The sequence below is a fragment of the Nocardia speluncae NBRC 108251 genome (assembly GCF_001613245.1).
GTDB lineage: Bacteria > Actinomycetota > Actinomycetes > Mycobacteriales > Mycobacteriaceae > Nocardia > Nocardia speluncae.
Map to the genome: position 1 here is coordinate 207,912 of NZ_BDBZ01000006.1, position 14,883 is coordinate 222,794.

Annotated in this window: 9 protein-coding genes; 2 read left to right on the forward strand and 7 right to left on the reverse strand. The window is 68.6% G+C overall.

Features of this window, described 5'->3' with window-relative positions; all coding sequences use genetic code 11:
* Nucleotides 1-26: 26 nt before the first annotated feature.
* The 4 genes from NS6_RS09305 to NS6_RS09320 form a co-directional block, all read right to left on the reverse strand.
* Nucleotides 27-7,514: a non-ribosomal peptide synthetase gene (locus tag NS6_RS09305; protein WP_068039524.1), complete on the reverse strand. Its 7,488-nt coding sequence runs from the start codon at nucleotides 7,512-7,514 to the stop codon at nucleotides 27-29.
* A gap of 151 nt (nucleotides 7,515-7,665) precedes the next feature.
* Nucleotides 7,666-8,439, reverse strand: coding sequence for an ABC transporter ATP-binding protein (locus NS6_RS09310; RefSeq protein WP_210747405.1), 774 nt, complete (start codon nucleotides 8,437-8,439; stop codon nucleotides 7,666-7,668).
* Nucleotides 8,440-8,535: 96 nt separating this feature from the next.
* Nucleotides 8,536-9,612 (reverse strand): FecCD family ABC transporter permease, encoded by a 1,077-nt coding sequence (locus tag NS6_RS09315; protein ID WP_068039530.1) that lies wholly within the window; start codon nucleotides 9,610-9,612, stop codon nucleotides 8,536-8,538.
* Nucleotides 9,613-9,614: 2 nt separating this feature from the next.
* The gene (locus NS6_RS09320) at nucleotides 9,615-10,640 is read right to left on the reverse strand and encodes an iron chelate uptake ABC transporter family permease subunit (protein ID WP_084470873.1); all 1,026 of its coding nucleotides are present in this window, start codon (nucleotides 10,638-10,640) and stop codon (nucleotides 9,615-9,617) included.
* 495 nt (nucleotides 10,641-11,135) lie between these two features.
* Here NS6_RS09320 and NS6_RS09325 point away from each other — a divergent pair, with 495 nt between their 5' ends.
* Together NS6_RS09325 and NS6_RS09330 are read left to right on the forward strand one after the other, a co-directional pair.
* The gene (locus NS6_RS09325; protein ID WP_068039532.1) at nucleotides 11,136-11,783 is read left to right on the forward strand and encodes an MspA family porin; all 648 of its coding nucleotides are present in this window, start codon (nucleotides 11,136-11,138) and stop codon (nucleotides 11,781-11,783) included.
* Between the two features lie 66 nt (nucleotides 11,784-11,849).
* Nucleotides 11,850-12,518: an MspA family porin gene (locus tag NS6_RS09330; RefSeq protein ID WP_068039536.1), complete on the forward strand. Its 669-nt coding sequence runs from the start codon at nucleotides 11,850-11,852 to the stop codon at nucleotides 12,516-12,518.
* A 273-nt stretch (nucleotides 12,519-12,791) separates the two neighbouring features.
* Here the strand turns inward: NS6_RS09330 and NS6_RS09335 are convergent, their stop codons facing one another.
* Genes NS6_RS09335 through NS6_RS09345 form a run of 3 tightly spaced genes read right to left on the reverse strand, consistent with a single transcriptional unit; the run spans nucleotide 12,792 to nucleotide 14,655 of the window.
* Nucleotides 12,792-13,097 carry a DUF1634 domain-containing protein gene (locus NS6_RS09335; RefSeq protein WP_068039537.1) on the reverse strand — a complete coding sequence of 102 codons (306 nt, stop codon included), beginning with the start codon at nucleotides 13,095-13,097 and terminating at the stop codon, nucleotides 12,792-12,794.
* Nucleotides 13,094-13,942 (reverse strand): sulfite exporter TauE/SafE family protein, encoded by an 849-nt coding sequence (locus NS6_RS09340; protein ID WP_245669215.1) that lies wholly within the window; start codon nucleotides 13,940-13,942, stop codon nucleotides 13,094-13,096. Before NS6_RS09340 ends, NS6_RS09335 begins: the two co-directional genes overlap by 4 nt.
* A complete protein-coding gene (locus tag NS6_RS09345; protein ID WP_084470874.1) occupies nucleotides 13,939-14,655 on the reverse strand; it encodes a GntR family transcriptional regulator in 717 nt (238 codons plus the stop codon). Before NS6_RS09345 ends, NS6_RS09340 begins: the two co-directional genes overlap by 4 nt.
* Between the last annotated feature and the right edge of the window lie 228 nt (nucleotides 14,656-14,883).

Genomic DNA, 14,883 nt, shown 5'->3' on the forward strand with positions numbered 1-14,883 from the left:
AGAGTTTCTGGGGCCGGCCCACACCGTCAGGTCCGCAACGCCTGGTCGGTATCGAGCAGCGCGGCGACCTCGGCCCAGCCGGCGTCGGCAACGATCCCGAAATGGGTGTAGGGCAGGCGGCGCGGGATGATCCGGGCCCCGGCAGCACGCCAGCCGGCCAGCTGGGCGGCTACGCGCGGGGCGTCCTCGCTGTCGCCGGGGTCGGCGGCATAGAGCGCCATGGGGCCGGAATACCGCGGTGTCCCGGATCTCGTCACCATCCGCAGCAATTCACCTGCGGCACCGCGGATGAGCGCGGCGAGATCCGGGGCGTCCGCGGGAAGTTCCGGGAGCAACCGGTCCATCCGGTCCGGATCGGCCAGCGCCTCGGCGGCTTGTTCGGCCAGGTTGGCGAGCGGATGCGAATCGACCAGGCCCACGAACGCGACCTCCGCGCCGGCCGCAGTGAGCGCGGCCGCCATGGCGTGCACGATATTGCCGCCGAGCGAATAACCCAGCAGATGATACGGGCCCTCCGGCTGGATTTCGCGCACGGTTTCCAGATAGCGGGCGGCCAGTTCGTCGATGGTCGCGGCCCCGGAATCCACACCACGCAAGGCGGGTAACTGAAGGCCGATCAGCGGCCGGTCGGCACGCAACCGCCGGGCGAGCGGGGCGAACTGCCAGGCGGTTCCGCCCACGGGATGCACACAGAACAGCGGCTCGGCCGTGCCGCGGTCGCGTAGCCGCAGCATATGGTCGAGGCGCCGGCCCAGCATGGCGATCTCCTCGGATACCGGCTCCTCGGGCACCGGCTCCGAGATCGCGGTCTCCGGCGCTGCGTTACTCGAGACGACGGAACCGGCATCGGCGGAGCCGTTTCCGCCGGCCGGTGCCACGCCTTCGATACGTGTCGTGAGGGCGCGGACGGTCGGCGCCTCGAAAACGTCGTCGACGACGACCTCGTATCCGGCACGGCGCAACCGCCCGACCAGCCGCACAGCGGTCAGGGAATGTCCGCCGGCGGCGAAGAAATCGTCATCCGGCCCGATCGTCGCGAGGCCCAGTACCGCGACCATGGCCGCGGTGACCGCGCCGGCCACTTCAGGTACGCCCACCGGTCCACCGGAAACCGCCGCCGACGCGCCCGGTACACCCGAATCGGGAGCCGATGTCACCCCTGGTACCCCCGCCGGCCCAACGGAAACGGCCGTCGGCGGGTCCGGAGCCACGGCCGGCATAACTCCTGGACGCCCGGCCGAAACGTTCGAAGCCACTGCCTGCGCGCCGGGAGCCACCGCCGATACCTCCGGACCCGCCGTCGGCGTACCCGGAGCAGCCTCCGGTACGGCCGGAGCAGCGTCCGGTGCGCCGGAAGCGGCCGCCGAGGCCGCAGCCGGTGTGTCGGAAGCGCCGTTCCGGGTCACGATCGCTGCGCCGGAATCGCCAGCCGGGCTCGCGACCGGTCCAGCGGCAGCAACGTCCACCGGGTATTCCGGGACGGGCAGCGCTTTGCGGTCCAGTTTGTCGCTGACGGTCATCGGGATCTCGTCGAGCTCCACGAAGGCCGCGGGAATCATGTAGGAGGGCAGCACGTTACGCAGCGCGGCCCGGAGTTCCTCGGTGTCGACGATGGCACCGGAGTGGGCCCGCAGGTAGGCGACCAGGCGTTGATCGCCCGGGATATCCTCCCGCAGGATCACCGCGGCCTGGGCGATCTCCGGACGGCGCAGGACCGCCGATTCGATATCGCCGAGTTCGATCCGCTGGCCGCGCAGTTTCACCTGGCTGTCGGTGCGGCCGATGTAGTCGAGTTCGCCCCCGGCGCCCCAGCGCACCAGATCACCGGTGCGGTACATGAGTTCACCGCTGCCGGCCGGGTCGGCGACGAAGGTGTGCGCCGTGCGCGCCGGTTCGTGCAGGTAGCCGCGGGCGAGCTGGACACCGGTGAGGTAGAGCTCGCCGACCGTCCCGAACGGCACCGGTCGCAGCTTCTCGTCCAGCACCCGCACCCCCGCGCCGCCCGGCGGGCGGCCGATCGGGACCGTATCGAGATCGGTGTCGTCGGTGACGTGATAGGTGATGCAGACCGCGGCCTCGGTGGGACCGTAGAGATTGTTCACCTCGGTGCCGGTGACTTCCCGGAACCGCTGGGCGGTGGCCGGTGGTAGCGGCTCGCCGCCGGTGAATACGCAACGCAGCGCGGCACAGCCGGTGAGGTCGCTCTCCTCGGCCATGGTGGTGAGCATGGAGGAGGTCATCTGCACGGCGGTGACACCCTCGTCGGCCATGAGTTCGGCCTGGTAGTACGGGTCACGGTGCCCGTTGGGGCGGGCCAGCACGATCCGGGCGCCCACCAGCAGGGGCAGGTAGATCTCCAGCAGCGAGGCGTCGAAGGTGGCCGGGGTGCGGTACAGCATGGTGTCGCCCACACCGAACCGATGCTGTTCCTGCAGCCAGGCGAAGGTGTTGACGATGGCCGCGTGGCTCACCGATACGCCCTTCGGCACACCGGTGGACCCGGAGGTGAACAATAGATAGGCGGCGTTGTCCGGGCGCAGCGGCGCAATCCGGTCCGCGTCGGTGAGCGCACCCACCGCGTAACCGGCCAGATCCACGGTGTCGGTGGCGACGACGGGGGCACGGCTGGTCGCGAAACCGCCTGCCGCCGTGGTCAGCACCAGCGCCGGGGCGGCTGTCGCGAGGATCGTGTCCACCCGTTCGGCGGGCTGACCGGGATCCACCGGAAGGTAGACCCCTCCGGCGCGGCTGATCGCATGCGCGGCGATCACCGCCTCGGCGCAGCGCGGCATCGCGACCACTACTACTGTCTCCGGGCCGATCTGCCGGGAAACCAGCCAGCGGGCCAGGCGATCGGCGCGCTCACCGAACTGGCGGTAGGAGAGGGTGGTTCCGGCGGCGGTGAGTGCCGGGGACGCGGGATCGATCCCCGCTTCCGAGGTCCAATCGGCCAGGGTCGCACCGTGGCTGTCCGGATGCCGGGTTCGGTCGAGTACCGCACCGGCGGTAGCCGCCGGATCGCCGACCAGCGCGGTGAGCACGGCGCCCAGCCGCGCCGCCATCCGCTGCCCGCTCGCCTCTTCGATCGCGCCCGGCGCGTAGTGCAGCATGAGGCGGAACCTGTCGCCGGGTAGCGCCGTCACGGTCACCGGATAGTGGGTGAGGCTGTGCACGGCTACGTCGGCAACCGCGACCTCGTGCGTTTCCTTCGGCGCCACACCGGTTTTCGGGAAGTTCTCGTAGACGACGAGCGTATCGAAGAGCCGCCCGACCCCCGCGGCGCGTTCGACGGTGGCCAGGCCCAGATAGCCCTGGTTCTGCAATTCCAGTGTGGTCCGCTGGAAAGCGGCGAACTGCTCGGCCACCGGCCGCGCGGTATCGAGGGTCATCCGGACCGGGACGGTATTGCTGAACAACCCGACCATGCCGCCGACACCGGGCAGGTCGGCGGGCCGGCCCGACACCACCGCGCCGAACACCACATCGGTGCGGCCGAGCTGTTCGGCCAGCACCATCGACCACGCGCCCTGCAACAGGGTGTTCATCGTGAGCCCGTGTGCCCGGCCGAAGGATTCGAGCGCGGTCGCGGTCTGCTCGGCCAGCGGCACCTGCAACCCGATCGCGGCCGAACGCGGTCTGGGCGCGCCGATCAGGCTCGGCGCCTCCAACCCGGCCAGGTAGTCGCCCCACCGCCGGGTTTCCGCGACCGTATCGCGGGCGGCGAGCCAGGCCAGATAGGTGCCGTAGTAGCCGGGGTCGGGCAGTTCCTCGCCGTGATAGCGGGCGAGCATCTCGCGCAGCACGATCGGGATCGACCAGCCGTCGGCCAGCAGGTGGTGGGCGGTGAGCACCAGCCGGTGCACGGTATCGGAGAGCCGGATCAGCAGCGCGCGCAGCAGCGGTGGGTCGCCGATATCGAACAGTTCCGCGCCCGCGGCCTGTTCCAGCGCCAGCGCACGGTCCGCGGCGTCCGGCCGGTCGCGCAGATCCTCGACCCGCCACGCGACGCGCGGGTTGCGGGGGATCACCTGGATCGGTTGATCGACCCGGTCGTAGTGGAAGGCGGCGCCCAGGTTCGGGTGCCGGTGCAGTACTTCGGTGAACGCGGCCGCCAGCCGGCCGGGGTCCACCGGGCCGGACAGTTCGAATCGCGCCGTCAGGGTGTAGACGTCGGCGGCGCCGTCGCGCAGCGCGTGGAACAGCAACCCTTCCTGTAGGGGCGACAGCGGCAGCACATCGGCGACCGGCCCGTGCACGGCGGCCAGTTCGGCAAGACCCCGCGGCGGGAGCGCGATCGTCACGGATTCCGCGCGCGGCGCCGGGGCCGGGCCGGTATCCGTCGAAACCGCAACAGGTTCGGTCGCGGCCGCCAGATCGGCGAGGCCGCGACGGGTCAGCAGATCCTGGGGCGCCAGGACGAAACCGCGCTCCCGCAATTTCGCGCAGACACCGATCGCGGTGATGCTGTCGCCGCCGGCGCCGAAGAAATCGTCGTCGATATCGACGGTATCGCCGTCGCGGCCGAGCAGTTCGGCCACCACCTCGGCGATCGCCTGTTCGGCCGGTGTCGCCGGCGCCCGCCCGCCGGTGGATTCCACCGGATCGGGTAGTGCGGGCCGGTCCACCTTGCCGTTGACCGTCCACGGGAGTTCGTCGAGCACCACGATCCGGGTGGGGACCATCGGGTCGGGTAGCGTTTCGGCCAGCCGGTTGCGCAACCGGGCCCCCAGATCCACGGCACCGTCGTGTACCTGCGCCGCGGCCTCGGCGGTGGCGATCACATAACCGATCAGGCTCTGCCGCCCCGCGAGCTCGCGGATATCGGCGGCCGCCGCGACGATCTCGGGCAGCCCGCTCAATGCGGCTTCCACCTCACCGATTTCGATCCGGTGCCCGCGAATCTTGATCTGCGCGTCCGCCCGGCCCGCATAGAAGTAGCCCTGCCCCGGCATCCACCGTGCCAGATCGCCGGTGCGGTACATCCGGGCGCCCGGCGGCCCGAACGGGTCGGCCACGAAACGTTGCGCGCTCAGTCCGGGCCGGCCCAGATAACCCTGCGCGATCCCGGCCCCCGCGAGATACAACTCGCCGAGCTGCGCGTCGGCGACCGCCTGTAAACCGTTGTCCAGCAGATAGGCCCGCACACCGGACAGCGGCACCCCGATATGCGGATCGGCGCCGCGGACGGGTGCGCCGATGGCGTCGACAGTGGCCTCGGTGGGCCCGTAGAGGTTGACCGCCACGATTCCGGCGGTCTGCACCTGCTGCCAGAGGTCCGGCGGGCAGGCCTCCCCGCCGAGAACCAGCAGGCGCAACTCCACCTCCGCCAACCCGTGCGCGAACAGCGCGGCGGCCAGCGTGGGAGTACCGTCGGCGACCTCGATCCCGTCCGCGCCGAAGGCGGCGGCCAGCGCGGCGGGGTCGCGGCGGATATCGCTGTCGTACAGGTGGATCCGGTGGCCGTCGAGCAGCCACAGCAGCGGGTCGAGCGCGGCGTCGAAAGCGAACGAGGTGGTGTGCGCGATGGCCAGCCGGTGACCGCCGGCCCGCTCGACTGTCTCGGCGTAGATACCGGACCGATGCCCGGCAACCAACTGTGCGAGGGCGGTGTGGTCGATCACCACCCCTTTGGGCGTGCCGGTGGACCCGGAAGTGTAGAGGACATAGGCGGCGTGTTCGCCGTGGATGCACGCATCGGCCGGCGGGCTGTCCGGATACTCCAGCAGCACGGCGCGGAACTCGTCGCCGTCCACTGCGACCGTACGGCAATCGAGTGCGTTCACCAGCGCGTTGTCGGTGAGCACCAGTACCGGGGAAGCATCGTCGATCGTCGTCTGCAACCGGGCCACCGGATGCTCCGGGTCCAACGGTAGATAGGTCGCACCGGCACGCCAGACGGCCAGCAGCGCCACCACCAGATCCGCGGTACGCGGCAGCGCGACACCCACCAGGTCCCCCGGGCGCACGCCACGGTCGCGCAGGTAGCGGACCAGCCGATAGACCTGCGTGCCCAGTTCGGCACCGGTGTATCGCTGCGCACCGGCGACGAGCACGGTATCGCCGGCGTATTCCGCGACCATCCGATCCAGCGCCGCCGGTACCAGCTCGGTTCCGGCCGCGGCCGCCGGCCCGCGACGCTGCGCCAGCAGCCGGGCCCGGTCGTCACGGTCGATCAGCTCCAGCGCACCGACCTGTACCTTGTCCAGTTCGGTGAACGCCTCGATGACCCGGACCAGCCCCGCCATGCGCTGATAGGCGGTCTCCGGATCGTTGGTGCGCGCATCGCATTCGAAGTTCAGCAGGACGGATTTATCGGGCAGTGGGGTCGCGACCAGGCCGAGATCTTCCGGCGGCCCGCCCGCGACATTACGCAGCACCCCCTTGGCACCGTCGAAGTCGAGCGCGAAATCGAAAACCTTCAGGTTGATCCCGACCCCGTGCAACAACTCGCCGGCACCGAAACCGCTCAGGTCACGGGCGAGGTCGGCGCCGCTGTAGCGCTGGTGTCTGCGCATCTCGCGCAACGATTCCGCGACCCGGACGCCCAGTTCGCCGACCGTCTCGTGGGCGTGCACGGCCAGCCGCAGCGGCAGCACGTTCACGGCCATCGACGGTGTACTCAATGCGACCCGCCCGACGCGTCCCATCATCAGCATCGAGAGCACGACATCGGAGGTGCCCAGCTGTCGTTGGATGTAGGCGGCGTAGCAGGCGATCAGCCCGTCCGCCCAGGTGATCCGATAGCGCTCGGTGCAATGACGCAGCCGGTCGAGAGTGGTGACGGGCAGGATCGCCTCGGCGCGGATCGTGCGTTCCACGGCGCCGCCGAGCGCGGTGCCGCGTCCGTCCAGCGCGGGTGCCGGGCTGAGCTGTTCGCGCCAATACTCCTGGTCGGCGGTGAAATTCTCGCTCTCCCGGTAGGCCTGCTCGTCGCCGACCAGATCGGCAATGGTGCCGAAGGTCGCCTTGGGAGGTTCGGTGCCCCGGCGTAGTGCCGTGTAGTGCGCGGCGACCCGGCGCGACAGCAGCGCCGCGCTGTAGCCGTCGACGATCAGGTGGTGGTACAGCTGCACACACCACACTTCGCATTCGGTGAGCCGGATCAGCGTGTAGTTGTAGAGCCGCCGATCGGCCATCCCCCGGCAGCGTTGCGCGGCCTCGTACCGTTCGAGGGCGACGGCCTCATGGGCGAGGGAAACCGGTTCGGTGGCGCCCCGGAGGTCGATCGTGGGGCGCAGGACGGCGGGTTCGTTGCTCACGAATTGCCGGGGGCCGGAAGCGGTATCACGGAACCGCAGCCGCATGTTCTCGGCCTCGGCGACGGTCAGCGCGATGGCTTCGGCCAGTGCGTCGACGTCGATCGGCTCGGAGCCGGATATTTCGAGGACCTCGCCGACCAGGTAGCGGCCGGATTCCGGATCGAACTGCTGCGCATTCCAGATTCCCAGCTGGGGGCCGGTGAGCGGTAGTCCTGGACCGCTGATCGTCGACGCGTTCTGCACTGCCGCCGGCACGGCAACTCCCTTCGCTGTGAACCACTTTCGCCTGCTGTGCCACCGGGTGGGAACCCTTGGCACAGCACACGACCACAGTTGAGGTTAGCCTAACCTTTACTAAAGTGAAACATCTTGACTGTAGTCGGACTTTGCGCTTGCGCTCCGGCAATCAGCCCACCCGAACCGCCTTCTCACCCAGCGGAACCACCAGCGGCGTGCCCGTTTCCGGATCGTCGATCACGCGACAGCCCAGGTCGAAGACCTTCTGCACCAGCTCCGCGGTGACGATCTCGCGCGGCGCCCCGGCCGCGACCACCGCACCGTCGCGCATCGCGATCAGGTGATCGGCATAACGGAACGCATGGTTGAGATCGTGCAGCACCGCCACCACCGTCCGGCCGGTATCCCGGTTGAGTTCCCGGCACAAGTCGAGAAGCTGGATCTGATGGGCGATATCGAGAAAGGTGGTGGGCTCGTCGAGGAGCACGATCGGCGTCTCCTGGGCCAGCACCATCGCGATCCACACCCGCTGCCGCTGCCCGCCGGACAATTCGTCGACCAGCCGCCCGGACAGCTCCGTCACCCCGGTGGCGGCCATCGCTGCGGCCACCGCCTCCTCGTCGTGGCGCGACCACTGCCGGACCAGCGACTGGTGCGGATACCGGCCGCGAGCCACCAGATCGGCGACCCGGATCCCCTCCGGCGCGGTCGAACTCTGCGGGAGCAGCCCGATACGGCGGGCCACCTCCTTCGCCGGATAGGAACCGATCGCCTTACCGTCCAGCAGTACGGCGCCGGATTCGGGTGCCAGCAGCCGCGACAACGCCCGCAACAGCGTCGATTTGCCGCAGGCGTTCGGCCCGATGATGGCGGTGAAGGTGCCGTCGGGGATATCGACCGTGAGTTCGTCGCTGATCACCCGGTTCCGGTAGCCCAGCCGCAACCGGTCGGCCCGTAACCGGGCGTCGGTGGCGGCATGCGGTGCGACGGCCTGCTGCGCAGATTCGCTGCGCTCGAGTTTTTCGTCCACGAAGATCCCTCAGTTCCGTCGAGCCTCGATCACCAGCAGATAAGCCAGGTATGCACCACCGACCGACGCCGTCACCACACCGACCGGCACAGTGGTCGGGGCGAACACACGGCGCGAGATCCAATCACATACCGCCAGCAGCAACGCCCCCATCGCCGCGGCCGGAAGCAGCGCCGTCGTCGGCGTCCGGGCCAATCGGCGGCCCAGCTGCGGGGCGGCCAGCGCCACGAAGGCGATCGGTCCCGCGACGGCCGTACCGACAGCAGTGAACGCGACACTGAGGACCGTGAGCAGCAACCGCGCCCGGCCCACCCGGACCCCCAGCGCCTGCGCCGCATCGTCGCCCAGTTCCAGAATCGGCAACTGATGCGCCGCGGGCACCACCGCGATCGCAAGCACGGCCAGCACCACCAGCGCCGGCGTGATCTGGGCCCAGGTCAGTCCGTCCAGCGTGCCCACCCCCCAGGCCGCGGCCGACATGGCGGTATCGAGGTCGGCGCGCAGGATGAGCCAGGTATTGGCCGCGGCCAGCATCGAGCCGATTCCGATACCGACGATCACCAGACGGAAGCCCTTGACGTTCTGCCGGAATGCGAGCAGGAAGATCGCCAGCGCGGTGACGAGCCCACCGCCGATGGCACCGGCCGCCGTGGCGTAGTACCCGCCGCCGGCGAGGATGACCAGCAGCGCGCCCGTGTACGCACCGTTGTTGAACCCGACGATATCGGGGCTGCCCAGTGGGTTGCGAGTCACCGATTGCAGGATCGCGCCACTGATCCCGAGCGCCGCGCCGAGCACCAGCGCCATCAGCACCCGCGGGAACCGCCACTCCAGGACCACGAGTTCGTCGCTGCCGACCCCACTGCCCAGTAGCGCCCGCAGCACCCGGTCGGGCGGGATCGCGAAATCCCCCGTCCCCAACGCCAGTAGCGAAACGACGCAGGCGGCGACCAGCAGCACCGCCGATACCACCACGCTGCGTACACCGAATCGGGCCGTGAGGCCGCGCAGCCGCAGCACTCGGACCGTACGGCCGAAGTCGATACTCGCCACGGCGCCGATCCGCGGCTTCTCACGCAGGGTCACGACTACCTCATCTCCGAACGACGGGCGAGCCAGATGAGTATCGGCGCGCCCAGGAAGGCCGTGACCACACCCGCCGCGATCTCGTCCGGCGGAATGACGATCCGGCCGAGTATATCGGCGAAGAGCACCAGTGTCGGGGCGAGGAGCAGCGAGTAGGCGACGATCCAGCGATAGTCGGGCCCCACTATCCAGCGGGCGATATGCGGTACCGCCAGGCCGACGAAGGTGATCGGCCCGACCGCGGCGGTCGCCGTACCGCACAGCAGGATCAGGGCGAGGGCGGTGAAGGCGCGGGTCCGTGTCACATGTACGCCGAGTGCGCGCGCCATATCGTCGCCGAGCGCCACGGCGTTGAGCGAACGGGCGGCGACGGCGGCGAAAATGATACCGATGAGAATGAAGGGGGTCGCGCCGGCGAGCACGTCGTAGCCGCGGCCGGTCAGCGCACCGGCATCCCACTGCCGCATCTCTTCGAAGGCGCTCGAATTCAGCAGAATCAGCCCCTTGGTGATACCGGTGAGCACGGCGGTCACCGCGACGCCGGCCAGGGTGAGGCGGATCGGGTCGGTACCACCGCGACCGACGGTTCCCAACCGGTACACCGCCACCGACACTACCGCCGCTCCGGCGAATCCGAACCAGACGTAGGAGGCGATACCACTGGCGCCCAGGTACGCCACCGCCACCGCGATCGCGAAGGCCGCGCCCGCGTTGATCCCGAGCAGTCCGGGGTCGGCCAGCGGGTTCCGTGTCAGCCCCTGCATGAGGCATCCGGCGATCCCGAGCGCGCTACCCGCGAGCAGGCCGAGCAGGGTGCGTGGCAGGCGGTATTCGCTGATGATCAGGTCGTCCGGCGATCCGCCGGGCTGCCACAGCGCAGTAATGATCTCCGTGATCGGAATATGCTTCACGCCGACCACAAGGCTGAGTACGCAGGCAAGTATCAGAAGGCCGGCGGCAAGTATCCAGCCCATCCACCTGCGGACTGCGACCCTGGTGTGGTATTCATAGGACGAACCGGCCGTCATGACGCGGTGCTACAGGAACTGTGCATCGAACCCGTCCCTTCCGGCGTATATGAGATACGTCACGGTGATAGCTCACAAATTTTGTTAACCAACCTTTATAGTGAGCGCAGGCTAGCCTAACTTGATTAGGCTTAGCAACAGACTGTGCCGAGGAGCGAAAGGATGACGGGATGCACTCCGCTGCCGGCTGTATCGCCTCCCCATCCGCTCTGTCACGGCGCGGGGCCTCCGGCCATACCTGGCCGGGTTTGTAAGAGATACACAGGGATGAGGGATTGATGGCGCAGCATTTCGTCACCTGATCGCCCAGGTTGAGACGATCCGAACCGCCGGTGGGCATTCCGTACCCACCGGATTTCACCTGCGAGTGCGCAGCAAACCGGACATGACCCGCGTTTTCGCGCGTCCCGATCCGGAATTCCGTGCTGCCACTTTCGCCGGTCCCGCGGCTGCGGCCGTACCCGGCGACATTCGCTAGACCATGAGGGACACACGATGAATATCAAAGGGATTGCTGCCACCGCGGCGATGACGGCGGCGGCGGTACTCGGCGTTGCCGGCGGAACGGCGACCGCGGACACGTTCGTGCCGTTGCCCGGCGGCGAGAAGGCCGGCCCGAACGGAAAGGTTGCGCGCGTCAACGAGAGTGCGCTGATCTCGCCTTCCATGTCGGCCAACGGCGCGGGCCGGGTCGCCTGGGTGAGCGGACAGATTCACGCTGACGTCACGCAGACCCCCGAGGGCGACCCGGGACCATGGAAGGGCCCGACCAACGCGGAGGGAACCAACAACTCCTCCACCCACGGCGCCTCGCGGCTGAGCACCGGCTACATCGTCGGCTGCCAGGTCAGCATCGCCGAGAATGCCTTCCAGGCCGGTATCGGTGGCACTCTGAGCACCTCGACCCTGGGTGGCAGCGGATCCCTGAGTGTGAAGCTCGGTCCGGGCGAAGTGAAGTTCGTCCACATCGAGGGCGTCGACATCAAGAAGCCCGGCCCGTACTGGATCGACTACAAGGATGTCGAGATGAACGTCGAGGGCTGCGGCGGTTTCGCCCAGGCCCGGTCCTACACGGTTCTCGAGATCATCGGTGACCACTACTCCAAGTCCACCCTGTACGGAGCCCCGTTCAGCATCGGCTGACGCTCGTCACCACTGGTCGATCAATCCGTCGCTGAACGGAATATCTCTTCCGAGAGGGAAAATCTCATGTCTGTAGTGAAGAAGAGCGCCGTGCGCATCGCGAGCGTCGCCGCCGCGGCCGCCGCCGCTGTCGGTCTGTTCTCGACCGGCGCCGCCAACGCCGATACGTTCGTGCCGCTGCCCGGCGCCGAACTCCACCACACCCTGCCCAACGGGCTCGGGGTCACCGCGCGGATCGCCCACGAATCCGCGCTGATCAACCCCTCCATGGGCTCCACCCCGCTGCACCGCAACGCTTGGGTTTCGGCCAGCGCGCAGGTCGAGGTGCACGGTAAGCACAACGGCACCAAGATCACCCCGGGTTATGTCGTCGGCTGCCAGGTCGATATCAGCGGCGGTGGCGCCAACGGCGGAGCCGACGTCACCTCCGACTACGCCGGCGAGAACGTCACCGGCAAACTCAGCACCGGCGGCAACCTGACCCTGGGCCCCGGCCAGGCCACCTCGTTCCTGCTCCTCGATATCGAGAAGCCGGACGCGTACGGCAACGAGGGCCACCAGTTCGCCACCAAGTTCAACGGCCCCAACGGCTCGGTGACCTGGACCGACAGCACCATCGGCCTCAACGGATGCGGTGGCTACGCTCAGGCCCGCGCGTTCGTGCGAGTCGAGGTGGCCACCGATAACGGCACCTCCGAGTTCCGTGTCTGGGGTCAGCCCTTCAGCCTCGGCTGATCCGGCACAGCCTGTAGAAACGACGATGGCCCCGGCCTTCTCGGGCCGGGGCCATCGTCGGCGCGGCCACCGGGGCGCAGCCGCCCGCACCACCGCGGACAGCAGGAAGAGCACCACTGCGACTGCCGGGAATAGATGAGCGAACCCGCCGGCTCGAAGCGCGGGAGCAACGCCATCCGCCGATCTCGCCACCGGCGCCGGGCACCGATTCGGCCCGGAGCCGACGCGATGATCGACGGCGGACGGCTGGTCGACCGCGCGGCTGCTCCCGTTTCAGACGACGGAACCGACAACGATATTCGCCGCGATCAGCAGCAGCGCACCTGCCGTGAGGGCGGTGTACGCCCAGTCGCGCCGGCGAGCGAAATGGTGGGCGACCACGAGCAATCCCGCCACGGGTAGCAGAGCGAACAGCAGTAATCCGCACACTGTGGTGACAGAGGCTGTCCACTGTGTAGCCCCCATCGGTTCGGCCACCATCCCGAAGGCGGTGAGCGCCGCTGCGAATGTCGTTCCGCGCCGCAGCAGGAACGCAAGCCGTAGCTGCACGGCGCTCGGCCGACGCGGTCGCGCGCTCACTGTGCGCCCGAACCGATCGTCCCCGCGGCAGTGAGTGCCATGGGGATCGTGAGGAGGGCGAGCGCACCGGTGAACACGATGCGGAGGTGAACAGGTTTCGCCCACACCAGCACTCGCGCGCCCAGGATCGATCCGGCCACGGAGCCTACGACGGCCGGCGCAGCGAAATCGAGGTCGACCGTCCCGCCGATCACGACGGCCGCGGCGGCGCCGGCCGCCGTGATGCCGATCATCAAATTCGCGGTGGCGGAGGACACCTTCAGTGGCAGGCGGAGCACCGTATCCATCGCCGGAATCTTGAGTACCCCGCTCCCGATGCCGAGCAAGGTGGACAGCACCCCGGCGCCGAATATCGCTACCGATCCAGTTCCCGGCGACGCGACTCGATACGGGATCGCTGTCCCGTCCGGGCCCGGGAAACTGGAATGCAGCCGCAGCGCAGCCGCCCGATCGGTCCGTCCCGGCGGGACCGGCCTGGCGCGCCGGGGACTCACCATCTGTACCGCAGATACCGCCAGGACCGCGGCGAACAGACCGTACAGCACCCGCTCGGGGATCATCCCGACCGCCAGTAGCCCGACCAGCGCCCCGGACGACGACGCGATTCCCAGCACGATCGCGAGGCGAATGTTGGTCAGGCGCGCAACGATCGTTGCCGGTGAGCCGGCGCACGAACAGGCAACGACCGACACCAGACTCACCCCGGCAGCACTCTCGAACGACAGGTGAGTGACGACCGTCAGGAACGGCACCAGGAAAATTCCACCTGCCATCCCGAGTGCGCTTCCCAGGCTCGCGGTGAGGAACGCACCGATCAGCACGACCAGCGTCGTGGCCACCGTCACGGCGCGTCACGACGACGGTGGAGCCGGGTTTCGAAGGTCACCGCGTCCCCGCGGTAGTGCAGGATCTCGTAGTCGACAGGCCTGTCGTTCGTGGTGCAGGTGGTCCGCTCGATCCGGAACACGGCCTCGCCGATTTCCGTGTCCAGCGCGGCGGCGACGTCGGAGTCGGCCAGGCAGGCACTCATTCTGTAGGTCGCCCCGGCCAGTGGCACGCCGTAGGTGTGCTCCAGCAGAGTGAAGATCTGGGTGTTTTCGAGATCCTCCTCGGCAATACGTTGCCCCACATCGTGAACCAAGTAGGTTTGATCGAACGAAAGGGCCCGGCCGTCGGCTCGGCGGATGCGTTCGATGAAGGTCACCGCCGATCCGAACGGCACCTCGAGTGCATCGGCGACGTCTCGCGAAGCCGTTACGGTCTCGACGGTCACCACCTCGGCACTGGCCTCGAGCCCCAATGCGTGAACGTCCTCGACGAACCCGGTCAGTTCCATCAGCTGCTGGGTGATTCTCGGCGCGGCCACGAATGTGCCCACTCCCTGGCGCACATCGACCAGACCCCTGGCGGCGAGGTTCTGCACGGCCCGTCGCACGGTGATCCGGCTGACCCCGAACTGGCGTACCAGCTCGTCCTCGGTGGGCAGCCGGTCACCGATCTGCCAGTGCGCCCCGATCCTTTCGGCGAGGGCAGCCTCCACCTGCGCATACAGAGTCATCAATTCATTATAACGACATAATGATGGTCGAAGCCTTCGCATCGGGGTGACCGGGCACCTGCGATCGACCGAAAGGTCAGCGTGACCCCGGGCAACTCGGCGCGGGCACTCTCACAACCCGGCGCCGTCCGACCTTTCGCGGGTGCCGCTGTTTCCAGAAATCGAGCGCCTGCCGTCGAGTTCCGGGCAGCACTCATGGTCATGGGATCCGGCCGGGGTATTAGGCTG